Below are 26,582 nucleotides of genomic sequence, written 5' to 3'. Positions count from 1 at the left end.
TCGTTGCAAACTGAAGCTTCCTAATCGTCGCAAGTATCGCCATCTGACGGTTGATTTTCATATGGCTCTGGATGTTCATGTTTTTCCACCTCATATTCTTTTAGATGTTTCCACATAACTATGTCATCGATATACGGCACTTGCAGTACGGTGAAGCTTTCCTTCATATATATAGCTCTTCCTGGAATAGATGGTAGTTGTTCTAATCCGGACTGATCGATTACAACCTCTGATGCGGTACGAGTCGGTAAACGGAAGCCGAGTTTCGCGTTCGCCATCTGTTTTACTACCCTTGGCAATGTATCTCCTGTAGGATATTGCGTACAGAAGACAATACGAAACCCAAGTGCCCCTCCAACACGCGCAATATGACTAATCATGTATTGGCACTCTTCCAGCATTTTATTATGAGCTCTCGGTAGCCCTTTTGCAGGTGCAAGTACTGCTCCTTCATCCACTACAATGAAATACCGGTCCTTTTCTTTCGTGTGAACAATATTCTTGATACCACGTTCTTTCATGTACTTCCCACGTTCATGCATTTTTTCCATCACTTTCAGCAGCATGCCGTGTGCTTGCTCTGAAGTTTCTACGATTTGTTCGACTTGTTTCAGTTTTTTATATTCACTAAATTCAAGTCCTTCTTCTTTTAAATCAATCAAATAAAAATGAGCATGATCAGGATTTGCTAATGATAAGGAAGCGAACATATTTTTAAGGAAGACTGTTTTCCCCATACGAATTAATCCCCCTACAGCCATATGCGGTGTTTCATCGAAATCATGATAAACAATTGTTTCTAAACTCTGGCCAACTGGAATACGCCATTTCCCTTTCGTTACTAAATCCATTGACCATGACCAGTTCTTCGGTATTTCTCTACGGAACACACGGATGTTCAATTTATAATTATCGTACTGGATACGTACTGGTTTATTTAGCCCTTCTGAAACTACATCCTCAACCTTCTGTATGATTTTACTCGGCATACCAAGCGGTAAAGTATATACATAAGTCGTACTACGATCATCATCAATTTGTTTTTGGAACTTTGGATATTGCAATTTGTCTTCATTATTTCTTTTAATCGCAATTCCAGCCACCTCAAAAAACACCTGTATTTTTCTCTTATCATCATTTTTACTTTTGAACTTTTCACCGAATAATGCCACTGTCAAACCTGCAGCTGGAACGAGTAATAATTCAATCAATTACCACCGTTTGATCTCCCAAGCTCTATGATTACAAGTGAATTTCATTACGACAGTAGTAGCTGGATAAACAGTTCACCGTTGCTACTAAAATCTGTATCTAAAGAAGCTCAAAATCTAATTACTAAAATAAACAAGAATTATAATGAAGATTTCAAATACGAAAGCGTATATATCAGCGGCGGCCAGATGGGCGATGGTGAAAGGGTAGAATTACTTTCCTCTAATCCTAATTTAGGAAAGATTTATGATTATGGACAAGGGCAACTCTATTTAGTAGGTGAGAATGAAAATGATTTCATGATTACATTTATAATTGATAAAGCTACTGTAGAGTTAGCAAAAAATTGGATTACTTTAATAAATCCAGATTTAAATCTAGATAAAGAAATTAACGATATTGTTGCATTGCCTTTCAAAAATTCAGGGGAGCGAGATTATCACGCATATTTAGATAAGGGTAACTACAAAATGGAGTTAGGCACAATGCCTGCATCAAATGGTTATGAAAGAATAGACATAAGTGTTAAAAGAAAATAATTGATAGAAATAAAAAAGAGCCGCCCAACAGGACGGCTCTTTTTTATTTCACATACACATACGCTTTATTTACAATTAAGCAGATTTTAGTTCACATAAATATTATTATACTAATCTAAAATTTCCGTATTTACATTTTTTTCTTTTTATCTCATAATTTTAATTGGGAAAGGGAGGAAAAAAATGGTTCAAATCAAAGTAACACCTGAAATGCTAGAAGAAGTGGCTAATCGTGCAAATAATACCAGAATCGCATTAGAATCTATACATAATAATTTATGTAACGAAATAGATCAATTGTGTTTTCAGTGGATTGGTGCCTCTAATCAACAGTTCATTCAAATGTTCAATGATGCGAGACCAAAAGCTTTTACATCTATCAATTCACTTGTAAAAGTAGAAGAAGACTTGAAACGGATTGCTGAAAAATTCCGCAATGCAGATAATCAAGATGTTACAATGGAAGAAGGTGCAATGTGTGGTAAACCTTCCTCTGAAGAAAAAGGTTTTGATGGCGGTAAACTAGCTCGAGATATAGCCGGTGAAATAAGTGGTGAGTATGATATTAAAAGAGCGTGGGATGGTGTTGATCCATCTACTGGTGAAAAACTATCAACCTGGGATAGAATCTTTGCGGGTGGGATGGCAGTAGCTGGTCTTACACCAGTCGGGAAACTTGCTAAAGTGGGAAAAGGCGTTAAGATGACGCATGCTGCAATAGAAAGTAAAAACCTTTTACGAGGAGAAGATTACTTAAAAGCAGCAACAAGACCAAATGGTATCGGTAAACCACATATTGGTGAGAACGGAAACCTAATCCCAGCAAATAAAGAAGGGATGTATAAAGGCCGACAAGTAACTGTAACTGAACATATCTTAGGTGGATATCGCAGAGGAGCAAAACATAATAGTCCTTATACTAGTTTCTCGATAAAACCTGAGGTTGCAAGTAATTATGGTAAAAATATTATTGATATTGATTTACCTGCTCTAAGAAAGGGGATTAGGGACGGTGAAGTAAAAGATGTTGCTATTTTAAGCCCTAAGCAAATAGAGCGTTTAATAAAGCAAGATTCCGCCACTACAGATCACTGGAAAAATCTCGCTTTAAATTGGACTAAAAGAGATACTGAATACCTTATTAGAGGAGAAATTCCTAGTAAATATTTTAACATTAAGAAATGAGAGGGATATTCGCTATGAAACTATACTTTAAAGATATACATTTAGGAGACATTTCAAATGTAAATGGTGATGGTTTTTGGATGTATGGAAATATTAATTTCACTAATAACATTTCTGATTTCAAAGAGTTTCTTAACAAAATGGTAGATGAAAATAATCCGCCTTTAGATGATGTAAATCCAATCCTATTGGATGAAAATAATTGGTTTGTATCTAAAAATAATCAATTAGAGGGAATTGGAATACCTGCCGTCTACTTTGATTCAAATGAAATAGAATGGCGTTGGAGATAAATAAAAAGGTTCTCAGTTAAGAGAACCTTTTTCACTTCACATATACATAGGTTTCATTTGCTATTACATAGTAAATCTCACTTAACTTCATACCACCCAAGAGTATGAAAGGATTGATCATTAATGAATATTCTAGAAAAATTAAACGATTCCTTCACTTTAGAAGCTCAGGAATCACCAGCGAGTAAAGAGGCCATTCAAGAATTACAAAAGTTCTCATCAATAGATGTACCATTAGATTATTTAGAAGTAATCCAAAATTGTACAAACGCAGAGATTAATGTACAAAATGAACTTTACATACGTATTTGGGGCCCTACTGATTGCATAGAGATGAATAAAGCACATGATATTCAAAAATATATACCAAATTCACTGGCAATCGGTGATGATGAAGGCGGAAAAGCATTATTATATGGAGATGGAAAAGAAGGATTCGGATTATATACAGTGGATTTTGGAGATTTAGATATTGAAGAAGCAATTAAAATAGCTCCTTCATTAAAAGCATTGTTAATAGATGGTGTCGGAGTAGAGGAATTGTTGTCATAGTTAATAAAATAACAGCCGAATCATTTATATCGAGTCGGCTGTTATTTTTGATTAAGCTATCCTTTTGTTTTACTTCAAATACTCATACCACCAATCTCTACGATCAAGGTACTCCTTCATCGCATTTAATTGAGCATCTGAAGTTGGATCAGAAATAAAATATGCTAATCCATCAGGTTGTAAAATGAACTTAGCTGTCATTTTTAACGATGTCAATGCTCCCATAACATCTTCAATATACTCTCTTGAAAATGCTCCTGATTGGATGATATTTAGTTTAGTTGTTTGAACTTGCTCTTGCACTGCTCCAGTAAACCAAGAAAGCAGCTTTCCTCCTATCAATTGATTTAAATCACAATTACCGATACCAGGTACATTTCCTGTTTCCATGTACGCCAAAAATCGCAAGGATATGCTGGCTTATTACCAACATATTACCAACTTTCTTAGCACCTCAACAGTATAACTCATCGATAAAGGCTTATATGCCGGCTCTCATATCCTCCATGGATTTGTCTATTATTATTTAAAGTAGAATAATTGAATCTTTCTTTTCTATTTTTATAATATCTACATCCAATTCATCATCAAACTCTTTAAACTCTCTTGCATCTATATCCGTCATATAGCTCTTTATTACTTTCGCCATATGCATGGAATATGGCATGTGTATATTCTTTTCCAAAAGCATACTTGAATTACAGCACATGTAATGTACCATTTTGGCAATATAGTTCCTTTCAACAGCTTTTACACCTAGAGGTAATATTTCAAGTATATATCGATGCAATGTTTCACTATCATTACACAGATACTCACCAGTGCTATAATATATTCCCTTTTGATCTATATATAAACTCGTACTATCTAATACGTCATCACATTCTATCACACCGTATTTGGGTACATCAAAAGATGTATTTATTCTTACAGCATTTAAGTTTGGAACCTTTAGCACATCTGGAACAATGTCAGGGAAAGTATCTATATCAATTTTTTCATTTTGTAACTCTTTTATCCAATGTTTTCTTACATTCGCATCTATAATGAAGTATACTTGCTCATTTTGCTCTTTTGCAGGTTGTAAAATTTCCGCTAATGTTTCAGAAACAAATTGTTTAAATTGAATGCCCATATCATTTCTTTTTGAAGGCTGCGGTAAAAAAGTGTTATGTTTATCTACATTTAATAATAAACGATCAATCGTTTGCCACTCTATATTCCCATATAATTTATATGAAATTTCTTTTCCTTTTATTTTTGAAAAAATGGGTAAGAAATCAAATTTCGAGATTCGTTCAATTGATAAATTAACATATGTACAAGGTAAATTTATCTTATTCCAACTACGTTTTAAAAATCCTTTTTGTTCTAATAAACTCAAAATACCATTTATAATCGTTTTACGAGACACACTTTGGCCTATAAATAAATTAATAAATGCTGAAATACGGTTTGTTCGTGCAAATCCTTCTCTAACAATTTGCTTTGGATCAATTTTTTCACGTCCATCACAATTTTTCATTGCAATTAACGCCAATGTCGCATCATTACGCTTACCTGCAGTAGCATAAACCGCTTTCATAACATCCTCTACTAAATTCGTTTTATACTTCTGGCAATATTGCATCTTATATGGATTTTGCAATACTTTTTCAATATTACATCTTACTATTTTTAACAACACTGGAGAATCTGCATTTAATATATATGATGACTCACTGATTTGAGCTAACACCATTTCACTTTCAAATAATGCTTGTTCTACTTCCAGCGATATTTTTTCAGACCATATTTCTAGCGTTATAGTCTCTAATCCTTTTGGTGCAATTAAAGGGAATACTTCTTTCCTATTGCCTGTTTCAATCTTTTTACATTCTGGTAGTAATGTGAAATAAGAAAATTTTTGCTGAAACCCTTTAAATAGATACTCTCTTTCTTTTGCTTTTATACCAGATCTTATTTTAGTACCTTGAACTTTATATATTCTCTCATTGTATGGAAGAAGTACCCTAAGATTTGCTCCTAGCATATAATCTTTCGGATATTGAAGAATATGATCTAATTCAACTTCTCCACCTATACGAAAATCATCTTTTAAATTTCTAAATATCTTAATCCATTTGATGCCGTTTGTAGCCTGCTGAACTTTTAGTTTTACAAATCGTAATTTCTTATTATTCAATGCAAATTCTGGAGTAGAAATTAATATCATGCCCCGTTTTCGTCTTAATAGCAAAGGGATGTCTGGATGGTTATATTCTTGATAAAATCTCCGAATTCCTATTGAAACATTTAATAATGGAATGTTCTCTCCTCCGCGCGTTATATATTCGAACCGAAATACATAGGCGAAATAGTCTTGTGTTTTTTCATCTTTAATAGGCTCTGACATCGCCTCACAAATATTTTGTGATCTAAGAGGAGAAAAATATATATCTTCTTCATTTATATTTTCTAATTGTACAGGACGTTCACAAAAAATATGTGAAATTAAAGCGGGCACCCATTTAGAATATACTTCCTTATCATGTAGTACTGTTAAATTAGAAATTAAATCGTAATGCCATTCATATTTTGGCGATCCTATTAATTTATTAGGTTTCCAATCATGAATAATCTCATACCAACTTTGAAAAATATAATCAAGTTGTTCTTTTCTAATAGGTTCTTTACTTACAATCCATGGTGTATTTTCATTTAGTACATATGGATTATGCTGAATAAATAATATATCAGAAAACATATCATATAACCTTTCATTCAATTGTTTCAACTTACTCGTTAATAAAAATGTCTTATAATGTATCTCTACAATATCGAGCCATTCAATAGGAAAATATATAAATGATACGCTTTCGTTTAAAAGAGGTTCTACTATATTTTCAAATGTTAACAACTTTAATTTTTCCATAAAATGATTACTTCCTTTCTTCATTTTTCTTGATCTCAAAAAACTAAAGTATCATCACATAATTTAATTATTTAAAAGAGAAGCAAATACTGCTTATCCGACTTATATATTAATGACATGACTCTGATAAAAGTTAAAAGAAATTTTCATACATATCCCTCCTTTTATATAATAAATATAATATATTAAGATTATATAATATTAGTCACGTATTGTATTTGGGATTTACAATAATTTTACAAAAGATTATAAAAGAGGTATTGACCATACATATGTATATCAAATCCTCTTTTCACTATCCTATTACCTTTTTCGCTTCTTTATTCACTGACCACTTCTCTAATGTATAAGTCATTTCCCAAAATGAATATTCATATTGACTGCTAATAATAAAATGCTATTTCACTGCGGTACGTACCATCTTTCTGTACGTTTCTTTTTAATTCTCGTGCAATAGAGGAGTGATGTCGCTTCAGAATGGCACCAATTTCTCTCGTTGAATGACCTAATTTATGAAGTGCTTCTAGTTATCCACATTCAAACGTAGTAACATGGGAATAGCCCATACTCGTCCTCCGTGTAAGTAAGTGGGGTGGTAACTTCTACTTTACACGAAGCGAGGTGAGTTTTTTGTTTTTTTAGGTGTCGCACTTAATAATACAATTCGTCAAATTAAAAAAAGACGCACTTAGATTGATGCGTCTTTTTACGATACTTCTTTTGTTAAATCATATACATAAGTATGATTCATACCTGTAAATAGCAATACCTCTTCTCTTTACCCTATTACGTTTTTCTCTTCTGTACTTATCGGCCACTTTTCTAAAGTATAAGCCATTTCCCAAAATGAATATTCATATTGACTGCTAATAATAAAATGTTGTTTCATTCGTTTACGGTCTGCCTCTGTTACTTGTTCAGCGATAGTATCTAACCTTGTAATTTGCTCTTCAACTAATGTTCGGAACCAATCAGATCCATAAGCAGAAATCCATTCGTTATAAATCGGCTCTTCTGGCTTACACTCTTTTAAACGCTCACCAATTTCATAATACAACCAATAGCAAGGTAAAATTGCTGCAATAATATCGCCTAAATGTCCTTCATACGCAGCACGATACATATGTGAAGTGTACGCATATGCAGTTGGAGCAGGGATAAAATTATCTTTTTCTTCTTGTGTTATCCCTAATTTCTTCGCAAAATTCTCATGTAAAGATAATTCCGCTTCATATGTATTTTGAGCATGGTGTGCCATACGAGCTGTCGTTTCTAATTCTAGTGCTTTTGCAGCTCCTAAAGTTTGTACTCTAGCAAAGTGACTTAAATAATACGAATCTTGAAGCACATAATAGCGAAAACTAGCTAAATTTAACGTTCCTTCACCAAGTTTTTTTACAAAAGGATGATGAAAACTAGCTTCCCAAATTGAGTCTACTTCTTTACGTAATGATTGTGAAAAAGTCATGTAAATCCCTCCAATTATGTATGAAATTTAAGTATTTACCCACCATTATTAAATCTGTAAAACAAAAAAACTTTCTTTACAGGCGTAAAGAAAGTGAAATTGACAGTATTTATACATGAAACAGCAATGTCTTTCCCACTTCCCTACGCTGGCATTAACCAGATCAGGTACTAAGAGTCTCAAATTCCAATTTGATCTCAGCCTATAATAGGCCCCCCTAGTGGATAAAATATTTAATTTTCGTATTGTATTCATCATAACATACTTCATGTAACTGTCAAAAGTTATTCATGATACCACTACTTAAAATCCTTCGTCTTTTCTTACTCTTAATGAAGTTTCAATAATCATATCTAATAGTTTACTATATTCAATTCCCGCTGCAGCTGCACTTTTTGGTAGTAAACTCGCTTGCGTCATCCCTGGTAATGTATTAATCTCCATTACATATGGAATACCATCCTTCACCATCATATCCACCCTTGCATAAACGCTGCATTTTAATGCTTTATAGCAAGCCAGTGACGCTTTGTTTACACGTTCCTTAAGTTCAGCTGGAAGTTCAATAACTTCTTCAATTGTACTAGTATCATCATATTTCGCATTGTAATCAAAGAACTCAGCCGCATGTCGAATTGAAATGATAGGTAACTGTTTTCCATCAAAAATGGAACATGTAATCTCATCACCTTTAATATACTTTTCTATTACTACTTCAGAATCCCATTCGAACACAGTTTCCAGCATTGAAATTAGTTCGTCTTTATCATAGACAATCTTTACCCCCACACTCGAACCACCAGAGTTTGGTTTTACCACTAATGGAAATCCTAACTTATCTAATTCATCAACATTTAGATCCTCCATTTTTGTAAGTTCAATCCAATCTGGTGTTTCTATTCCTTCATAACGTAAAATCTTTTTTGACATGTTTTTGTCCATACATATACCACTAGATAACATATTACTTCCGCTATAAGGAATACCTAAACTTTCAAGCGTTCCTTGAACAGTTCCATCTTCTCCGTATTTTCCGTGTAATGCGAGCAGCGCAAAATCAATGTCTTTCGCTTTTTCGATTAAATCCATTTTTTCATTTAATGTAATTGGGACAATTTCATATTTATTTTTATCTAAATTTGCAATCATTTCATTTCCAGTCATAATGGATACTTGTTTTTCAGAGGATACTCCTCCCATAATAACGCCAATTCTCATTTCCTCAACTCCAAATTTCGTTTTTTATCCCGCATTAACGAGCAGTAAGACCCCCACCTCAAAATTCAGCGGAAGCAATGCAGTTAGGTGGGGGATCAACTGCCCGTAAAAGCCCGATTGGTGAGGGCTAATAATCAGTGGGGAATGAACACCCCCCCACTGATTAAAGTTTCACTTTATTGTATCACCGATTATTTTGATTCCCCGAACTATTTCTTCTTCTTTCAAACGTGAAAATCCTAATCGAAACGTGTTCGCTCCTCCTCCATCAGAATAAAACACATCTCCAGGAGAAAAAGTAACCCCTTGCTCATAACACTTTTGCAAAAGTGTGCGGGCATGAATTTTTTCTTCTAACTCTATAAATAAATGAAGTCCACCATCACCGGTCATTCTTTGAAACGGAATGTACTCGTTACACGCCCCAACAGCTAACTCATATTTTTTCTTATAAACAGACCTTGCCTTTTTTAAATATTTTTCAAAATATCCTTCATGTAAATATTGAAATAGGACAGCTTGATCTAAAGTAGATGTGTGAATAGTTCTTGCTCTTTTCACACTTTCTAAATAATGAATTAGTTCTTTATCTGCAATGATCCAACCTACACGCAAGCCAGGGAAAAGTACCTTTGAAAAGCTACTAATATAAATCACATTATTACCAGCACCAGCAAAAGTTAATAATGGTGCTAAATGTGAACCTGAATAACGTAACTCTTCATTAAATCCATCTTCTATAATAGGAATCTTATATTTTGAAAATAATCTCATCAGTTCCGTTCTTTTCTCTGAACTCGTCACAATGCCGGTTGGATTATGATAGGAAGGAATTAAATACGCAAAATCAAACTCTTTTTCACGCAAGCTTTTTTCAACTTGATTCGTATCAATACCATCTTCATTCATATCAATACCATGAACTTCAAGGCCATGTAAGCGGAATAGCTTCAGCGCAGCATGGTGAGTTGGATTCTCACAAATAACTCGACCTGATTTCTTTGATAACGAGGATAGAACAATATCTAACCCTTCAGTAAATCCATTTGTAATTAAAATATCTTTGTTCGAAATATCTACACCTTTCATTTCCATATAATGAAGTAGATATTTCATTAACGGTCTATAGCCTTTTGCGTATCCGTAATTTAATACGACATCACCTTCAATGGACATACGAGTAAGAAAAGCTCTTTTGAAATTTTCCACATCAAATAGCTTTTCGTCCGGAGCAATACTGTTAAAAACAATCATTTCTTTTTCCCAACGAACACCATGTTTCATTAAATCTAATTCATCCGCTAATAAAGTAACTGTATTAAGTTTATTTTTCCAATCTATTTCAACAGACGAAGTGTTCGATATATCAACCTTCGCAACAAAATTCCCTTTTCCTTTAACTGCATAAATGAGCCCTTCTTGCTCTAAATCTGCATAAGCAGCGAGTACAGTGTTTCTGCTTACACTAAGTAATTCACTTAGTTCCCTTGTTGAAGGAATTTTTTGATCCCCGAGCAAATGCCCTTTCATAATCATCTTCTTTAAATAATCTTTTAATTGAATATAAACGGGACGATCTTTCACAACTTTAAAATCTTTAAACAATTCCTTACCCCCTGCAATCATTTTTGCATAATTATTTCATTCTTAAAAGGTCCACTACATATGTATTTTTTATAAAGGGCGGTACGGTTTTATAAAGTGAAACTTTAATCAATTAGTAACTTTACTCCCCGTTAATACGTGACAAATCTTTACGATATAAATTAATTATATCTTTTAAAGCTGCTGCTGCGGCTCCGCGTGGATTTGATGCACCACCAATTGTAGTAACTTGGCCCATCGTATCTGTAAAGAACGTAATCCCTTTTTCTGTCCCATTTACATTTGCTAGCGGATGATCTTTATCTATTTTGCACGGTTCAACATTTAAATTTACATTGCCATCCTCATCTTTATATGCTGATGCAATTAATTTAATAAATTTATTTTGTTCCTTAGCATTTCGAATTTGTTGTTTTGTAACATGTTCAATTCCTTTTATATGTATATCTGTAAGCATATGCTCTGTTCCCATTAAACTGTTTGTCAAAAGTAACAATTTACACGCACTATCAGAACCACTTACATCTAATATTGGGTTCGTTTCAGCAATTCCTTTACGTTGCGCTTCTTTCAGTGCTTCTTCAAACGTAATATTTTCCTCATTCATTTTCGTCAGAATATAATTTGTTGTCCCGTTTAATATTCCTTCTATTTTTTCAATATGGCAACCAGCTAAACTAAATTGACCAATATCAAGTGTAGGTAATGCGGCCGCAGTTGCACCACTATATCGAATTCGTACATTCGCAATTTTTGCTGCTTCATTTATTTCTCTCCAGTTTGTAACAAGCGCACCTTTTGAAATTGCTACTATATCCATTTGTTTCTCAATCGCTTGTTTTATATATTGTTTCCCTGGATTTCCATCTTTAAGGTTTGTAACTGTTGATTCTACCAGCACTGTACCACTTATGTTATCTGTTGCACGTTCCTTCGGATGATATTCTATATACTTTTCAATTGCACAGCTACCGCCACCATATCTTAATAAATGATGAATAGATACTCCATCTTCATTATGTATTGCAACATTTCTGCCTAATACACCGCTTACCACTAAATCTATTCCATACGTTTCATTTATATATAAATATTTTTCGTTTAATAATTTTATAAACTCTTTTCCTACTGTTCCATATCCTGATAGTACAACTTTAATTTTCATAATATCCCCCCATATTTTTCTACCAAAGCCCTCTTTCAATATAATATAAAGCGCCCTCGAATTCCATCGAGAGCGCTTTATTACTATCTATTTCGGTAAACGTGATAACTTTTCAGCAATTGCTCTATAAAACTCTTGAATGCTAGAAAAACCTAACGTGTCCGAAACACTTAATCCTACCATGTCGAGATGGTCCCAATTTGCTTTCGTTTCGATATGATTCCATTTCCCAATCTGTAATGACTCGTTATTATTTACAGTAGCATGAGATGATGGTGCAATCATAGAATTTGTATTTACTACACCATCATTTTGCCACCAAGTAGTATCAATTAATGGACGATTTTCTTCATACCTTGCATAGGAACCTAAGAAAAATGCATTCCCCATTAACACCTTATTCATTGTTATATGAGGCAAATGTAAACCTGTTATAGGTGCTGCTTGTGATGCATGTCCACTATAGGATAAGTAATACACATTTGGTTGCGTCTTTACCCAATTATTTAACTCCTTTGCACCATCTGTACTTAAATCCCATTGACTTATATCTTTTGTATTTTTCCAAATTGAACTATTTAGAATACGATCAGTATATTGTAAAGAGGACTCTCCAGCATTCTTCTTTAACCCCCATTGATCCAATTTAAAATCATATAGTGATAAATTATCGTTTCCTCCAAAACTTGCAGCTGTAATGAGTAAATCTTTAACGAACGGTAGTAGAAGACTACCATCCGCAAGTGTTGTACCGTTGTGAGGAGTTGCTAATGTTGTAACACTATGAACATATGATTTCTCGCCCTCAAATAGTGGTGATATTTTGGTGTTTGGGTGATTTTTTACATAATTTTTTTCTTCATAACTGCCTTCTTTTAATATCTGTACCAATGTTCTAATTGTTTGTCCACCCATGCTATGTCCAACTAAATGTACTTTATTTGTTTCACTCCAACTCTGCGTGAAACCATTATAAGTTCTTCCAAAACGATTATGTCCATGTTTCTCAGCGTGTGCGGCACCGTAGTCTACTGTTCCACCGTTAATTTGGGCATATAATTCACATGCACGATCCCAATTACTAGAAACTGGCCCAACGGCTGCGGTATGAACTGTATAACCATTGCGTTTCAAATCTTCCTGTATATCATGAACACCACCCCAATATTTAACCCCTAGCATTTCCTCTCTACCCCATCCGGCAAATCCGTTTACTAAAATGATCGGATAATTATTTTGTTGACTCTCTTCAGCGTATATTACTTTCGTGGCGAATGAACATACAGTCATCAATGCAAAAAAACATATTTTTAAAAATAACTTCCCCATACTTCCTCCCCCTAATAAAACGTTTACATTTTTTAAATTTACAGCATGCTTTAATAACTTAAACATAATGTAAAGTATTTTATATACGTTGTATATATAGAAAACATATACAAATGTTGATAAATATTTACTTTTTACAATACATCTTGTAAATCTGTTTATTTGAATTTATAATTAGATATAGTTTCCTCATGTTAAAAAGATTTAAAAACCATAAGAAAACTAATCTCATTGCTTCAAAAGGAGGAAAAATCATGCAAATCGGATCAAATATTCATACATTGTCTCAACCTACTAAAATAACTCCATCTAATCTTGAGCATAATACTATCTCTTCTACTAAACTTGAAAGTAAGAAAGTAAATGATCCCATCAAGTTCGATATTCGTTCATCCGAAAAAGAAATGAAACAGCCAGAGCATAAATTTAATGAATTAGATTTATGGAAGATGCTAAAAGATAAAGGTGTTCCTTTATGGATCATCCTTGAAATGCTACAAAAAGTTCGTAAAGAAAAAGAAGCTCAAAATAATTCGACTCAAAATACTAATGCGATTGAGGAAACAAACGAGACTCGATTAAATGAAGTAATGTAATCTTTTTTATATAAATAGTCTATAAACTAAAAAGAGTTCAAGCTTGATAAAGTTTCTATCAAGCTCGAACTCTTTTTTAAGATTTTTCTCCAATCGTTACAAACTGAAAAGATACTTCTCCTTCCAAACCTTTAATTAGCTTTTTTACTTTGACATTTTCATTAATCATTGTATTATCTGTCGACATTTTAGGTTTTTCGTCACCTATAGATTTTTTAAATTGAAGAAGATGCATTTTTGTTTCATTTGCTTTTATTTCCTTATATACGCTATTTTTTGCTACAATCACATACCATTGTGTTGGATAAATACGCTTGTTACCTATCCAAGCGTCACTATTGTATATGACAGGAATCTCTTTCCCTTCTAGTTTAATACTTTTCAAAGTCTTTTCGTCGTCTTGCGCAAACAGTAGCGAACCCTCTTTTGGGAATTTCGGTAACGTATTTACAGGTATATAATTAGAGCCATTGTCTCGTTCACGAAAAACTTTAGCTTTAATCAATGCTTGTGCTGTAGACTCATTTAAAATTAATACCTGTCCGTTTCCAACTTTACCTTTTTTTACAGAAAATACTTCATTTTCTTTCGTAATTTCCTGATAACGATTAATAATTGGTGAAATTTTATTTTCATCTCCAATGATTAATATACCGTTTGCAGGAAATAGATTCTCCTTTTTAGAACATGCACTAAAACTTATTAATAGTAGTATCGTTAACATAAAAATAGTTAGAGTTCTTTTCATCGCGTTTCCTTTCATCATACAGTTGATTTTTCACATACTTTCATATAGTCTTACAAGCTAATAAACTCTATTGTTCCATAACCTTATAAAGCTTTTGCAGGTAACGCCAACGGGTTATAAAGAAATATAAAACTTGTATACAAATAAATGAAATTAAAATTACGATAGAACTATTCATAATAGAAAAATCGAGTAATTGTTGTAATGCCATATAAGCGACTACGGTATGTATCACTGCAATGATAATCGGTAAGAAGAACATTAATAATAACTGTCTCGTTACAACTTTCTTTAGCTCGCGTTTACCTAATCCCATTTTCGAAATCATTTTATATTGCTGTTGATCACGATCCAAATCCGTATATAATCGGAAATAGATAAAACTAGCAGCGAATGTAAAGAAGACGATTCCGACTAAAACACTTGCCATAAGTAATAGTCCATTCGTTTGCTTCGCACTTAACAAATCTAGAGTTAAAGCTCGAAATTGAAAACTACCTTCTTCTTTCGCGAATGTACTAATTAATTCGTTTGAAATTCTCTTCGTTTTTATCCAATCGTCTACAACAAATCCGTAAGTACGATATGGAATATGAATATTATTTGGATCACTAGTAATAGGTATTCCATCATATACTTGATCTTGAACAGCGATATATATTTTTCTAGTATCATGTGGTAAAACTAAATTTTCTACAGCTTTTTCCACTTGAAATGTCTTTGTCCATTCACCTTGAATGACTTCTATACTTTTTTTATAGTCGCCATTTTTAAATTCGTGTTTTTGTGATACGACTCCAGGAATTAATAAAGTTTCACCTTCATTTTCAATTGTTTCTTGTTGATATCCAAGTGCTTTAGCAAGATCGTTATATTCGCTTAACTTCATTACAATTACATTACTTTCTGTGTATATATATGAAGCTGAAGCCATTCGATATGGAATATTAGCATCAGCAAGATGTTTTTTTATAATAGAAAGATTTTTATTTAATGCTTTATTGTTTTCAAAATCCTCATATAAAAATGTATACGGATTTGTCATCCTTACTAAATCTTTACTTCCAATTGCAGCTGTTGTACCAATCGCTGTAAATGCAACTGCTGAAACAATAGAAACTATAAAAAACATTGTTGCATTATCTTTCATACGGTAAATTAATTCAGAAATCGTTAATATATTTGTTCTCTTTAAAAAGAAAGATTCTCTCCTTTTAGCAAGATGTAATATATACACGCTACACTGTGTATATAAAAAGTACGTTCCTATAATTACTAGTAGGACACCCATTCCGAGCGTAGTAAAACTGGAACTTGAAATGAAACGAAATACTAAGAAATATCCATATCCTATACTAATTAAAGAAAGTAGTGATAATAAAATTGAAGATTTCGGTTCAGGTTTTGGTTTTTCCTCTGCTCGAATAAGTTCCACAAGTTCCGTTATTTTTACCATTTTAAATGTAAATAGTGAAACAATGAAAAATAAGAAAAGAAAAGTGATAATCGTTAATAATACAGCCTTCACTGGTGTATAAAAAGGCAAACCATTATTAATCATTAATACACTTGCGCTTATCAATAAGACTAGTTTAGAAAATATGAGTCCAATGAAAATCCCTATACAAATTGAACCAAATCCAATCAACATATTTTCAATTAATAATAATTTCTTAAATTGTCTCATTGACATACCTTGCATCATTAATATGCCAAATTCTTTCTTACGAGTTTTTAAAAATGAACTAACTGAATATAGGATAAAGAAAAATGAAAATACAAAAATCAAACCTTGCGAAATTGTAAATCCCATCGTACCATATGCACTTATTGTTGCACTTGTTGATTTTAATTCCCCTTGTAAATCAGGATGAAATAATAAAAGGGCATATGTAAAGAAAATCATAATAGAAAATGCACTACTTAAAAAATGAGCAGCATATGTACGCTTATTCCGAAAAATATTATTAAATGCGAACTGACGAAAAGTCATGCCTTTTCCCTCCTAACAAAGAAAGGACATCCATAATCTTTTGATAAAAAGTTTGCCGACTTTCACCACGATAAATTTCGTTATACAGTTGACCATCTTTTATGAAGATTACTCGGCTGCAAAAACTAGCTGCATACGGATCATGTGTAACTAACATCATCGTTGCCTTTTCTTCCTTATTAAGCGTATCCAGCATCTCCATTACATCATTTGAAGATTTAGAATCTAAATTCCCGGTCGGTTCATCAGCAAGTAATAATTGCGGCTTATGAACAATTGCACGAGCAATTGCTGTTCTTTGAGCTTGTCCCCCTGAAATTTCAAACGTTCTTTTATTCAAGATATCTGTAATATTTAATTTCTCTGCAATTTCTTCTACTCGTTTGTTCATTTCTTGCACAGAAACACCATCTAATGTCATCGGCAATACGATATTTTCCTTCACTGTAAGCGTACTAAGTAAATTAAATGATTGGAATACAAATCCTAATTGTTTTCTACGGAATAAAGCCAAATCTTCAGATGATAACTGGAAAGGATTCGTACCATTTATTACTATTTCTCCCGATGTTGGAGAGTCAATAGTAGATACCATATTTAATAACGTTGTTTTCCCGCTACCAGATGGCCCCATGATCCCTATAAATTCACCTTCTTGAATTGATAAATCAATATCTACTAATGCTTTAAAAGGTATTTTCCCTTTATATACTTTACTAATATTTTTCGCATGTAAAATTCCCATTTCTATTCTCCCTTCATTTGCACGTCTCATAACAGAGTGTAAATGAATTGTCTTACAGTTCATATTGATTCTTCTTTCATTTATCTTACACGCTTGTAAGATTTCTAAAAAAACTGATAATAACATTATTTACAAATTAAAATTAACGCATAACTATCTTATAATAATTGTATAGTGGTAGGACATACAATCTCCTATCTTTATTATACGAAAAAGAAAAGACCGATAATGGTCTTTTCCTTCCCGAAGTTATATTTTTAACTTACGCCTTTAATTGAAATGTATTTGATAAATACTCTCTGCATCACTGATCGTAAACTCTTGTAGGTATAGATCTCCACAATCTATTTTAAATAACTTAGTGAATCTATCTTCTTCCATGTTAATCCCCCTTACTTATATTAAAGCTCCTTAATCTGCTTCGTAAGTTCCATAAATCGTTCATCCAGAGCTTTATATTCTTTATCTTTAGAAGTTAAAAAGCTTAATTTACCTAATACTTCTTGTCTTTCTGTTTCTAATGTTAAACGTAGCTCTTCGATTTCGTCTCTTGTTTTCGTAGGTTCTTCGAGCTGCTTTTGTATTGTATTGTTTACAAACACAAGCTTTGTATTAGTTGTTTTCTCCAGAAAATATCGATCGTGAGAAACGATAACGAGCGTTCCGTTATACTCAGCTAATGTATTTTCAAGCTGTTCACGTGAAGGAAGATCAAGGTGATTCGTAGGTTCATCTAAAATAAGTACATCTTTTTCATCTAAAATATAAGCCATTAGCTTACATTTTACTCGTTCACCCATACTCATATATCGAATCGGCTCTTTCCATTGGGAAGATTCAAACCCTAAATGTTTCATTAAATTTTGGACTTTTCCTCTTTCTTCAAACGTCTCTTTGAAAAATAAATCTTCTGGTGTTTTTTCCAGCGGTAAATCAAATACTTCTTGTGTTAAATAACCGATGTTTGCTGAAGGTGAAATCCATACTTCTCCTTCAGCAGTTTCGTTTCCCATAATCATCTTCAGTAAAGTTGTTTTCCCGCTACCGTTTGGTCCAACAATCGCAATCTTCTCACCGTGTTGAATTGTAAAATTAACGTTTTCAAATAATATTCGATTATTAAATTCTTTCCGCAATTGTTTTACTTCTAAGAAACGTTTCCCTACTTTTTTACTCGCTTGAATAGAAAATTCAACCGAATAATCTTCTTTCACACGTTCAACTTTCGTTTTCTCAAGCTCTTTTTCAAGACGTTTTCGTTTCGATTTTACTTGCGCATCCATTCGCTTCGCCTTTACACGATAAAACTCTTTCACACCTTCTTGTTTTGTGGACTGCGCATGTGCCTTTTGTGACCATGAGCTTAATTCTTTTATATGAGTTTCTACTTGTTCTATCTTTTTTTGTTGTTTTTCATATTCACGCTGCTGCGCCATTCTTTTATGTTCACGCGCTTTCATATAACTCGTATAATTCCCGCTATGATCAATTAATTTCTTATCCTCAATTGACCATATTCTAGTCGCGACAACATCTAAAAAATATCGATCATGCGATACGACGATAACTGTACCTTTCATATTTTTTATTTGTTTAATAAGAAATTCCGTACTCATCTCATCTAGATGATTTGTCGGTTCGTCTAATATTAAGACATTAGGATTTTCAGCAAATCCTTTTGCTAATCGAACTTTTAGCTTTTCACCACCACTTAAAGTAAGAAAATCATTCGTTGGCACGCCCCATTTCGCAAGAAGTTCTGCTTCTTTTGCAATTATATCCTTACTAACAAAAGATTCTTTTTCTTGTTCAACATATGCTGTTGTCATGTTCATTTGCAGCCATTCAACAGTACCTTTTGAAGGTTCAATCTTCCCATTTATTAATTGAAGTAACGTTGATTTACCGGCACCATTTTTACCAATTAATCCGATAACATCCCCTTGTTTTACTGTCACATTCATTTTCTCTAACAACATATTTTCCTTTATTTCAACATAAACATCATTTAATTTTAATAGTTCTTTCATAATACCGATCCCTTTCATTAAGGGAGAATAAAAAAATCCTCCCAAATAAATTTGGCAGGATTAGTCGTTAAAATATTTATACCCAAATAAGCTATTGCGCAACATAAATAGCAATACCGTTGTATGGAAATTGGGCAGACTAATCCTATTTTTTAGAAATTGAAATGTATTGAATTTCAACATTTAAAAATAAGATTAGTTAATCATCGTCCACCCATCATTCCTTTCTGTCGTTAATAACCATATTGTACCATACTAGTACTGTATGAGTAAATGTAATTATATGTGCTGTTAAAAAGATTGCTTTCTTTTAGATTTATTTATCATTCCTTAACTTCATGTTGAATAAGCACAAATTACATTGATTGTAATACATCCTTTAGGTTTCCCCAGTAATAAATTTTATATAAAAACAAAATCTTATTCGTTATCCAATAACCACTTATTGTTTTTCGATAAATTTTTATTGATTATTCCCTTGTAATAAGCTATTATATCTTTACAGAAAATATTAATGTAAGGATTGAATTTATGGACAGGACATTAGAAATCACAAAGTTAAATATGTTTGTAAGGATTTTTATCCTCCCGATTATAGTAGGGATACTTGTTGGTATACTAACGAAATTGGGGCAAGGTATACTTCCAGGAAATTGGCATTCATTAGCTAACTTAGGAAGCGTTTGGTTAGTTCCATCCTTTTTCGTGGCTAGCTTTAGTTATTCTAAGCGTACAGCTATGCTTTCTGGTATCCTTGCACTACTCGGTATGGTATTAGGCTATTATGGTTATGCAATAGTTATTAAAAATGTAGCTCACTCTATTTATTTTATATCTGTATGGATTGTATGTGCATGTATAGGAGGAACGATCTTTGGAATTGCAGGTTTTCTATGGAAAGATACTACAAATCCACTTCATAAATTCGGAAGCGCACTTTTAAGTGGAGTTTTTGTAACGGACGGACTTCACATTCTATTAAACTTTGAAGATTACAGTCACATGTTACCTGTTGGATATACGGAAGTGATAGTCGGAATTATCTTGATTCTTGTATTAGAACGCTCTAATGCTTATCGTGTGTCTTCTTTCTTAATGATGATTCCTATCACTATTTTAGGATTAATTGGGTATAAATTATTAAGTTTGTTTACTTAATTACAATACTGTATCATGAAAAAACAAAAGACTAATTGTATTATAGTCCACAAAACATATCACGTATTCGAACATTACACTTATACATAGGATAGATCCATGAAGCTATCTCTTTCAAAGGGGTGGCTTTTTTCTTACAAAAATATTTATCAGCTTTTTATTAAATCCTTCAAATTTAACAATCGTATTTATTAGTGTGTCATTATACATACTAATATAACGTTTTATCATTTCATATAACCGCTATAAAAAAAGGCTAAAAAACTTATTTCCAAAGCTCTTTAGCCTAGATCACTTATTTATACATTATAAAATTTAATTCGTACAACCGTACCTTTACCAACTTCTGAATGGATTTCTACACTATGTCCTAATTGCTTCGTAATTTCATATACGAGATATAGCCCCATTCCAGTTGATTCTTTAAAATCTCTACCATTTTCTCCTGTAAAGAAAGGTTTAAACACTCTTGGCAAATCTTGCTTCGGTATGCCTACACCATTATCAGCAATTTCAAGTATAACATTATTACCTTCCTTACAAGCTTTCACTTTAATCTTCTCTCGACTACCAGATGAATATTTAATCGCATTTGATAGTATTTGTCCAATTAAAAATTGTAACCATTTCGCATCACTTTCTACTGTAATGTCCTTATCAATTTTAAGCTCTGGATATACAAAATTCCGGATAAAGAAGCGTTTATGTTCATGCACAGAATCATTCACTATTTTATGTAATTGTACTCTTTCCACATAAAAATCTTGTGTAAATGCTTCTAAACGTGCGACATACAGTGCCATCTCTAACCCCTTTTTCAGCCTATCTGTTTCCTCATTTATACTTTCAAAACGCGAATCGACTTCATCCTGTGTAATTAATTCTATTACAGATAAAGGTGTTTTCATTTGATGAATCCACTGATTCATAAAAGTTAAATGATCATTATTTTTTCTTTCTTGTATGTGGAGCTGATTTTGATAATGGCGATATTGTACCTCAAGTAAGTCTTGAAGCGCAGCAGATATAGCTGCAAAATCAGATTTTTGAACCGATTCATCTAAAGATTGCATCGGGTTTGCTAATCGTTCATAGAAAGTACGATGAGTAAAGTAACGAAATACTAAATAGCCTACCATAAAAAAGGCACCTAAAAACATTGCATACAATGCCGTCGCGATATGCTTATGCCCATCAAACCAATATACGAGAAATATGGATAATAGTTGGATGACTGTAAAACAAATAAGAGGTATATGATCACGAATAAACAATCTTATCATTTTTCCATACCAGTATCCCAAGTAATATGCAATCTATATCCAACACTACGAATCGTTTCAATCGCACCCTCAATCTGTAACGTTTTTAACTTTTTTCTCACACGTGTTGTATTTACACTTAATGTATTATCATCAACATAGGATTCGCTATCCCATAATTTATTTAATAGCACTTCTCTACTCACAACACGCGGATAATTTTTCATTAACATTTCTAATAAAATAGCTTCATTTCTCGTTACATCAATTTCTTGATTCTTAAGCTTCAATACAAGCCTTTCAGGATATAAACAAAGACCATGTTGTTCAACCATCCGTTCTTCTATTTTCGGTGCATAATCTCCGTAAGCACGCCTTAAATGACTTCGAATTTTAGCCATTACAACTTCGTAATGGAATGGCTTTGAAATGAAATCATCGCCACCGTTTTCTAGCGCCATAACTTGATCCATCGTACCTTCACGAGCTGAAATAAATAATATCGGACATGTAGAAACTCCGCGAATTTGACGACACCAATAGTAACCATCAAAACTCGGTAAATTAATATCTAATAAAACTAACTCTGGTTGTTCTTCTAAAAAAATATTTAATACATTATGAAAATCCGATACAATAATCCCTTCATACCCATATTTCGCAACATGTGTTGATAATAGTTCTGCAATTTTCATATCGTCTTCTACAATCATAATTTTAACCATGTGTTTACTCCTTTTTCGATCCACAATCTTATATTCAATTATATAAAATAAATACTACCTTTTTTTATATAATCCGTAAATCAAAAAAGATACTTTTATACAAAATCATCCTTCTTCTATCATTTCTTATTTAATATGGAATTCACTCATAGTAAACCCCAATTTCTCCACATAATTCATCCCTAATTCCATTCGAGCAGTCTTCAGCGGGTCCACAACTTGACAAACTTTTAAATCGCCGGCTGCTGATAATAAAAGCGTGGCATCAGCTTTAGACATTTCTAATTCTTCATGTAAAAATGTCACCATATTACGTACAGCTCGATTCGCTGCATCATCTAGCAATTTTTCTGAAGCTATCGTCATTACTTTTTCTTTTTGAATAGCCATTGGCAATGGCCATTTCTTTCCTTTTATAATCTGAACTGTTACCGTCACCTCACCAGCAACCTCTACTCCACTAACCCCAATTTCACCATCGCCCATCGCTGCGTGTAAATCACCTAATGCTAATAGAGCACCAGGAACATTTACAGGTAATAATAATGTTGTCCCTTCTTTTATCTCTTTACAGTCCATATTCCCGCCGTGATCATGTGGTGTGCCACATGAAATGCTCGCTTCTTTCGGCGCTGTTCCAATTACACCGATCATTGGATTAATCGGGATTTGTAGTTCATTTGAAAACAAAACATGTTCATTATGTACTGAGACAATTTTCACTGTATTTTCATGTAGCTCTTCACCCATTACACCAAGATTTGCACCTGTAGTTAAAACGCCTTTCTCTGCAATTTTTATCTTTTCAATGGTAACAACTAATATATCACCAGGTTCTGCACCATTAATATATACCGGACCAGTCGCTGGATTAATCCGGTTCCAATCTAACTCTTGAAACACAACATCTTCAGAATCAATTTGATTTTCAAAGCAATCATATGTTTCGAATATAAGGCGACTCCCAATTTCCACTTCCATACATGGTTTATTTTCTGGTGACATTGCGTAAATGATATGTTCTTTCTGAATTCGATACATATTATCTCTCCTCTTTATATTTGTCTACAATTACTAATTAGCTTTTTTCATAAAAGCTCCTTTTAATAATTAATAAATTTACATATAGAAAAGCACTTAGCTTATTTTCATACATACACTCTTTACTATAACAGGTAAAGAAAGGTGGTATCACTATGCCCCTTATTCCATATAACGAAAGCGATGTTGATTTACTAGCTCGTTTAATGCGTGCTGAAGCTGAAGGCGAAGGTCGACAAGGTGAACAACTTGTTGGCTGCGTAGTAGTAAATCGTGTATTTTGTGATTGCTTAGATTTTAAACAACTCCGTACCGTACGTGATGCTGTATATCAAAGCCCTGGTGGATTCGAAGCAGTGCAATACGGATATTTTTATCAACGGGCTCGTGAATCAGAAAAAGAAATCGCACGAAAAGTTTTACAAGGTGAGTGGCGCTGGCCTGCACGATGGGCTCTTTGGTATTTCCGTCCAGTTGGAGCTTGTCCGCCCGAATGGTATAATCAGCCATTTGTAGGACAGTTTAAAAGTCATTGTTTTTATGAACCTAGTGGTGATGAATGTCCGAAATTGTATTCACGGTAGTAAAATTTGGAACGCAAGTACTTAGAATTTTGGGTACTTGCGTTACTTTTAACTTTGTTTTAGAAATCTAATAATGCAATGGTTTTTTCTATACCTACCACATGTATTAATAATGGTATACGAGGACCATTTGATTGATTCATAATGAGTTTATATATAATATTGAATAATTGTTTTTGATTTTCTTTCATTATTTTTTTATTTTCATGATGACAAATCGAATAAAATTGCTCCATTATGTTCGAATAATCTTTATTTGAACGCAGTATTTTACAAACTTCTACCAGCCATTTTTTTTGCCTTTCCTCTAATGTGTTATAAAACTCTGTATTTTTCTCCTGATTTACCGCCATTAATTTTTCAGATTGAAAGTTTCTTATCCAATGCTCTGCACGATTACTTATCGCTCTCATTTCATCTAACGCATAGCTCCTATCTATTTTCTCTAATATCTCCTGTAAAATAAATGAGTCAAAATTTAATAACGGCAACGTTCCTGCTACTTGATTAAATTTCGGATATTCTTTAAATCCGCTATCAACTCTAGAAAGTTTAATTGCATCAAATAAATCTTCATTTTTGAGCGTTTTATTTTTATAACTATCTTTTAATCGTTCATACTCTGTATAATTGCGAATCACATCTTCATCAAGACCGATATGAAAAGATGCGCTTGGTCTATATTTTACAAACATAAATAGAATCACTTCTGGTAAATACACTTTTAACAACTCGCTAGGTGTAATACTATTCCCTGAGGAACTAGACATTTTTTCATGATGCCCTTTAATTCCAATAAAATCGTAAGCAATGTAATGAGGCGCTTCACGATTGAATATTTTTCTCGCAATTTCTTTTGATACATTATAACTACCCGTTTCTGATGAATGATCTCTTCCGCCCGGCTCAAAAACAATATCCTCTATCATCCATCTCATCGGCCAATCGATTTTCCAATTCAGTTTCATTTCATTTGTATTTAATACCGATAATTCAGTTTGATTTCCGCATTCACATTCATACCGAACTGTTTTTAATACTTCATCAAAATGTGTAATCGTTGTCGCATCTTTCCCGCATTTCTCACAATATAATGTAACCGGATAAAAGCCCTCTCGCTCTTCTTCACTACACTCTCCCGTTTTAAAACTCATTAAAATATCATATATTCTTTTCTTTTATATAAAGCCTCCAATATGTTTTTGTTATATCTTCCACTTCTATATTCAGCATGTTGATATATGAATTCCACTTCAATCCCAAATACTTGAAGCGATTCCTCAAACTCTTTTTCAAAATGCTCGGCATATGAATTATGACATCCATACGGATCTGGTATATCAAAGTATGGCATTCCGATATACTTTACAAAAGATGACTCAACATTTTTAGGGACTTTTCTAAATCTGTCGTAATCATCCCATGAAAATATAAAACGAGTCTTTTTCCCTAAATCTTGAAGCGCCCTTACAACAAAATAAGTCGTTACGATTTCACGAAAGTTCCCAATATGAACAGAACCAGATGGACTAATTCCAGATGCGCAAACAAAAGTTTCTTTGTTTGGATGTTTTCTAATTAATTCGTGTGCTACTTCATACGCCCAATGCATATGTTACTCACCTCAATTGTTTTTTGTTTTCAGATTTTCAGTTTTATACAATAAAAAAACTCCCACCCCCAAGATTATTCATCTTGAGGACGAGAGTTATTAGCTTCGCGGTACCACCTCAGTTTGTCAATATGTCGCCATATTAACCTCTTCAGGTACGGCAAAATATGCTTATACCCTATCTCTATAACGGGAGATCCCGTCGCACCATCCCTAAATAAATTAGTTCCTTGCGCAGCTCCAAGTCTTTTTTCATTAAGATGTATACTGCTCTTTCTCAGCTACCAGAGCTCTCTGTACGTATTCTTTCTTAACTACTCTTCTCTTCCATGCCATTTTACATATTAGTTTTTTCATATGATAATTTAAAATAGTTTCATTGTCAAACTTTTCCGAAATAAAACAGTATAATTATCTAAAAAAATTCTTTATCGCTTCTAATTGAATTTTGTGGCTACACTCATCACAACAATATACCCCTTTTGGTTTCTCTTTAAATCGCTTATATTTTTCACTGCCTTCATAAACACGAAATATATTTTTACAAGAAAAACAAACAATTTCATAAAACATCATATGCATTTTCCTCTCAATATTTATACATTGTT

General features: G+C 33.0%; 22 protein-coding genes, 5 pseudogenes, 1 riboswitch and 1 other annotated feature. Of the genes and pseudogenes, 7 read left to right on the top strand and 20 right to left on the bottom strand.

Annotated elements, in window-relative coordinates:
• Positions 1-20: 20 nt before the first annotated feature.
• Positions 21-1,211, bottom strand: coding sequence for an FtsK/SpoIIIE domain-containing protein (locus PQF83_RS07145; RefSeq protein WP_000571535.1), 1,191 nt, complete (start codon positions 1,209-1,211; stop codon positions 21-23).
• Positions 1,212-1,400: 189 nt separating this feature from the next.
• Between PQF83_RS07145 and PQF83_RS07140 the strand changes: the two genes are divergently transcribed.
• The 4 genes from PQF83_RS07140 to PQF83_RS07125 all read left to right on the top strand — a co-directional run bounded on the left by PQF83_RS07140 (position 1,401) and on the right by PQF83_RS07125 (position 3,781).
• Positions 1,401-1,751 (top strand): hypothetical protein, encoded by a 351-nt coding sequence (locus PQF83_RS07140; protein ID WP_001997558.1) that lies wholly within the window; start codon positions 1,401-1,403, stop codon positions 1,749-1,751.
• Positions 1,752-1,934: 183 nt separating this feature from the next.
• Positions 1,935-2,936 carry a WXG100 family type VII secretion target gene (locus PQF83_RS07135; RefSeq protein WP_000249924.1) on the top strand — a complete coding sequence of 334 codons (1,002 nt, stop codon included), beginning with the start codon at positions 1,935-1,937 and terminating at the stop codon, positions 2,934-2,936.
• Between the two features lie 14 nt (positions 2,937-2,950).
• Entirely contained in the window at positions 2,951-3,229 is a 279-nt protein-coding gene (locus PQF83_RS07130; RefSeq protein WP_001997557.1) for a hypothetical protein, read from the top strand.
• A gap of 123 nt (positions 3,230-3,352) precedes the next feature.
• The gene (locus PQF83_RS07125; protein ID WP_001022908.1) at positions 3,353-3,781 is read left to right on the top strand and encodes an SMI1/KNR4 family protein; all 429 of its coding nucleotides are present in this window, start codon (positions 3,353-3,355) and stop codon (positions 3,779-3,781) included.
• 69 nt (positions 3,782-3,850) lie between these two features.
• On the opposite strand, the pseudogene PQF83_RS07120 reads toward PQF83_RS07125, so the two are convergent.
• The 9 genes and pseudogenes from PQF83_RS07120 to PQF83_RS07085 form a co-directional block, all read right to left on the bottom strand.
• A pseudogene (locus PQF83_RS07120) lies at positions 3,851-4,215 on the bottom strand (N-acetylmuramoyl-L-alanine amidase C-terminal domain-containing protein); the annotation flags it as partial.
• Positions 4,216-4,307: 92 nt separating this feature from the next.
• Positions 4,308-6,695, bottom strand: a complete 2,388-nt coding sequence (locus PQF83_RS07115; protein ID WP_272792290.1) for an RNaseH domain-containing protein — start codon at positions 6,693-6,695, stop codon at positions 4,308-4,310.
• A gap of 295 nt (positions 6,696-6,990) precedes the next feature.
• Positions 6,991-7,092: pseudogene (locus PQF83_RS07110) on the bottom strand (TenA family transcriptional regulator); the annotation flags it as partial.
• Positions 7,091-7,261: pseudogene (locus tag PQF83_RS28555) on the bottom strand (helix-turn-helix domain-containing protein); the annotation flags it as partial. The pseudogenes PQF83_RS28555 and PQF83_RS07110, both read right to left, overlap by 2 nt.
• A gap of 212 nt (positions 7,262-7,473) precedes the next feature.
• A complete protein-coding gene (gene tenA / locus PQF83_RS07105) occupies positions 7,474-8,163 on the bottom strand; it encodes a thiaminase II (RefSeq protein WP_000144503.1) in 690 nt (229 codons plus the stop codon).
• 123 nt (positions 8,164-8,286) lie between these two features.
• Positions 8,287-8,392: riboswitch (TPP riboswitch) on the bottom strand.
• Between the two features lie 74 nt (positions 8,393-8,466).
• Positions 8,467-9,381, bottom strand: coding sequence for a D-alanine--D-alanine ligase (gene ddlB, locus PQF83_RS07100; RefSeq protein WP_001219732.1), 915 nt, complete (start codon positions 9,379-9,381; stop codon positions 8,467-8,469).
• Positions 9,382-9,552: 171 nt separating this feature from the next.
• Entirely contained in the window at positions 9,553-10,986 is a 1,434-nt protein-coding gene (gene pdxR / locus PQF83_RS07095) for a MocR-like pyridoxine biosynthesis transcription factor PdxR (RefSeq protein WP_000471615.1), read from the bottom strand.
• A gap of 121 nt (positions 10,987-11,107) precedes the next feature.
• Complete coding sequence (locus PQF83_RS07090; RefSeq protein WP_000695906.1) at positions 11,108-12,151, bottom strand: homoserine dehydrogenase; 1,044 nt, start codon at positions 12,149-12,151, stop codon at positions 11,108-11,110.
• 87 nt (positions 12,152-12,238) lie between these two features.
• The gene (locus tag PQF83_RS07085; RefSeq protein WP_000517043.1) at positions 12,239-13,480 is read right to left on the bottom strand and encodes an esterase/lipase family protein; all 1,242 of its coding nucleotides are present in this window, start codon (positions 13,478-13,480) and stop codon (positions 12,239-12,241) included.
• 254 nt (positions 13,481-13,734) lie between these two features.
• Here PQF83_RS07085 and PQF83_RS07080 point away from each other — a divergent pair, with 254 nt between their 5' ends.
• On the top strand, positions 13,735-14,076 hold the full coding sequence (locus PQF83_RS07080) for a DUF3914 domain-containing protein (protein ID WP_001165503.1): 342 nt from the start codon (positions 13,735-13,737) through the stop codon (positions 14,074-14,076).
• A gap of 76 nt (positions 14,077-14,152) precedes the next feature.
• Here the strand turns inward: PQF83_RS07080 and PQF83_RS07075 are convergent, their stop codons facing one another.
• The 5 genes and pseudogenes from PQF83_RS07075 to abc-f all read right to left on the bottom strand — a co-directional run bounded on the left by PQF83_RS07075 (position 14,153) and on the right by abc-f (position 19,592).
• On the bottom strand, positions 14,153-14,824 hold the full coding sequence (locus PQF83_RS07075) for a lipoprotein BA_5634 family protein (RefSeq protein WP_002163634.1): 672 nt from the start codon (positions 14,822-14,824) through the stop codon (positions 14,153-14,155).
• Between the two features lie 67 nt (positions 14,825-14,891).
• A complete protein-coding gene (locus PQF83_RS07070; RefSeq protein WP_000144168.1) occupies positions 14,892-16,817 on the bottom strand; it encodes an ABC transporter permease in 1,926 nt (641 codons plus the stop codon).
• Positions 16,792-17,562: an ABC transporter ATP-binding protein gene (locus PQF83_RS07065; RefSeq protein ID WP_000511813.1), complete on the bottom strand. Its 771-nt coding sequence runs from the start codon at positions 17,560-17,562 to the stop codon at positions 16,792-16,794. The genes PQF83_RS07070 and PQF83_RS07065 overlap by 26 nt, the downstream gene beginning before the upstream one ends.
• 282 nt (positions 17,563-17,844) lie before the next feature.
• Positions 17,845-17,943 (bottom strand): annotated as a pseudogene (locus PQF83_RS07060) (acetyltransferase); the annotation flags it as partial.
• Positions 17,944-17,963: 20 nt separating this feature from the next.
• Positions 17,964-19,592, bottom strand: a complete 1,629-nt coding sequence (gene abc-f, locus PQF83_RS07055) for a ribosomal protection-like ABC-F family protein (RefSeq protein WP_002163636.1) — start codon at positions 19,590-19,592, stop codon at positions 17,964-17,966.
• Positions 19,593-20,123: 531 nt separating this feature from the next.
• Here abc-f and PQF83_RS07050 point away from each other — a divergent pair.
• Positions 20,124-20,750 (top strand): DUF6518 family protein, encoded by a 627-nt coding sequence (locus tag PQF83_RS07050; RefSeq protein WP_000376248.1) that lies wholly within the window; start codon positions 20,124-20,126, stop codon positions 20,748-20,750.
• A gap of 299 nt (positions 20,751-21,049) precedes the next feature.
• Here the strand turns inward: PQF83_RS07050 and PQF83_RS07045 are convergent, their stop codons facing one another.
• The 3 genes from PQF83_RS07045 to PQF83_RS07035 form a co-directional block, all read right to left on the bottom strand.
• Positions 21,050-22,033, bottom strand: coding sequence for a sensor histidine kinase (locus PQF83_RS07045; protein ID WP_002163637.1), 984 nt, complete (start codon positions 22,031-22,033; stop codon positions 21,050-21,052).
• Positions 22,030-22,737 carry a response regulator transcription factor gene (locus tag PQF83_RS07040; protein ID WP_000238970.1) on the bottom strand — a complete coding sequence of 236 codons (708 nt, stop codon included), beginning with the start codon at positions 22,735-22,737 and terminating at the stop codon, positions 22,030-22,032. Before PQF83_RS07040 ends, PQF83_RS07045 begins: the two co-directional genes overlap by 4 nt.
• 126 nt (positions 22,738-22,863) lie before the next feature.
• Positions 22,864-23,778, bottom strand: coding sequence for an acetamidase/formamidase family protein (locus tag PQF83_RS07035; RefSeq protein ID WP_000285747.1), 915 nt, complete (start codon positions 23,776-23,778; stop codon positions 22,864-22,866).
• 155 nt (positions 23,779-23,933) lie between these two features.
• On the opposite strand from PQF83_RS07035, the gene PQF83_RS07030 reads away from it, so the two are divergent.
• Positions 23,934-24,362: a cell wall hydrolase gene (locus PQF83_RS07030; RefSeq protein WP_001128419.1), complete on the top strand. Its 429-nt coding sequence runs from the start codon at positions 23,934-23,936 to the stop codon at positions 24,360-24,362.
• A 59-nt stretch (positions 24,363-24,421) separates the two neighbouring features.
• Here PQF83_RS07030 and lysS read toward each other — a convergent pair.
• Positions 24,422-25,974, bottom strand: a pseudogene (lysS, locus tag PQF83_RS07025) (lysine--tRNA ligase).
• A gap of 82 nt (positions 25,975-26,056) precedes the next feature.
• Positions 26,057-26,313, bottom strand: a binding site (T-box leader).
• A 72-nt stretch (positions 26,314-26,385) separates the two neighbouring features.
• Positions 26,386-26,556, bottom strand: coding sequence for a DUF2197 domain-containing protein (locus tag PQF83_RS07020; RefSeq protein ID WP_000551046.1), 171 nt, complete (start codon positions 26,554-26,556; stop codon positions 26,386-26,388).
• Positions 26,557-26,582: the final 26 nt, after the last annotated feature.

This window comes from Bacillus sp. FF-1 (assembly GCF_028548245.1).
GTDB lineage: Bacteria > Bacillota > Bacilli > Bacillales > Bacillaceae_G > Bacillus_A > Bacillus_A paranthracis.
This window is presented reverse-complemented; position numbering and strand designations above follow the sequence as displayed.

What these genes read in the sequence shown, in the direction of transcription:
- abc-f (WP_002163636.1), bottom strand. Translation starts at nt 19,592, where the DNA reads ATGAAAGAACTATTAAAATTAAATGATGTTTATGTTGAAATAAAGGAA.
- PQF83_RS07125 (WP_001022908.1), top strand. Translation starts at nt 3,353, where the DNA reads ATGAATATTCTAGAAAAATTAAACGATTCCTTCACTTTAGAAGCTCAG.
- PQF83_RS07065 (WP_000511813.1), bottom strand. Translation starts at nt 17,562, where the DNA reads ATGGGAATTTTACATGCGAAAAATATTAGTAAAGTATATAAAGGGAAA.
- PQF83_RS07030 (WP_001128419.1), top strand. Translation starts at nt 23,934, where the DNA reads ATGCCCCTTATTCCATATAACGAAAGCGATGTTGATTTACTAGCTCGT.
- PQF83_RS07140 (WP_001997558.1), top strand. Translation starts at nt 1,401, where the DNA reads ATGGGCGATGGTGAAAGGGTAGAATTACTTTCCTCTAATCCTAATTTA.
- tenA (WP_000144503.1), bottom strand. Translation starts at nt 8,163, where the DNA reads ATGACTTTTTCACAATCATTACGTAAAGAAGTAGACTCAATTTGGGAA.
- PQF83_RS07085 (WP_000517043.1), bottom strand. Translation starts at nt 13,480, where the DNA reads ATGGGGAAGTTATTTTTAAAAATATGTTTTTTTGCATTGATGACTGTA.
- PQF83_RS07135 (WP_000249924.1), top strand. Translation starts at nt 1,935, where the DNA reads ATGGTTCAAATCAAAGTAACACCTGAAATGCTAGAAGAAGTGGCTAAT.
- PQF83_RS07090 (WP_000695906.1), bottom strand. Translation starts at nt 12,151, where the DNA reads ATGAAAATTAAAGTTGTACTATCAGGATATGGAACAGTAGGAAAAGAG.
- PQF83_RS07050 (WP_000376248.1), top strand. Translation starts at nt 20,124, where the DNA reads ATGGACAGGACATTAGAAATCACAAAGTTAAATATGTTTGTAAGGATT.
- PQF83_RS07075 (WP_002163634.1), bottom strand. Translation starts at nt 14,824, where the DNA reads ATGAAAAGAACTCTAACTATTTTTATGTTAACGATACTACTATTAATA.
- PQF83_RS07035 (WP_000285747.1), bottom strand. Translation starts at nt 23,778, where the DNA reads ATGTATCGAATTCAGAAAGAACATATCATTTACGCAATGTCACCAGAA.
- PQF83_RS07130 (WP_001997557.1), top strand. Translation starts at nt 2,951, where the DNA reads ATGAAACTATACTTTAAAGATATACATTTAGGAGACATTTCAAATGTA.
- PQF83_RS07020 (WP_000551046.1), bottom strand. Translation starts at nt 26,556, where the DNA reads ATGCATATGATGTTTTATGAAATTGTTTGTTTTTCTTGTAAAAATATA.
- PQF83_RS07070 (WP_000144168.1), bottom strand. Translation starts at nt 16,817, where the DNA reads ATGACTTTTCGTCAGTTCGCATTTAATAATATTTTTCGGAATAAGCGT.
- PQF83_RS07115 (WP_272792290.1), bottom strand. Translation starts at nt 6,695, where the DNA reads ATGGAAAAATTAAAGTTGTTAACATTTGAAAATATAGTAGAACCTCTT.
- PQF83_RS07045 (WP_002163637.1), bottom strand. Translation starts at nt 22,033, where the DNA reads ATGATAAGATTGTTTATTCGTGATCATATACCTCTTATTTGTTTTACA.
- PQF83_RS07040 (WP_000238970.1), bottom strand. Translation starts at nt 22,737, where the DNA reads ATGGTTAAAATTATGATTGTAGAAGACGATATGAAAATTGCAGAACTA.
- ddlB (WP_001219732.1), bottom strand. Translation starts at nt 9,381, where the DNA reads ATGAGAATTGGCGTTATTATGGGAGGAGTATCCTCTGAAAAACAAGTA.
- PQF83_RS07080 (WP_001165503.1), top strand. Translation starts at nt 13,735, where the DNA reads ATGCAAATCGGATCAAATATTCATACATTGTCTCAACCTACTAAAATA.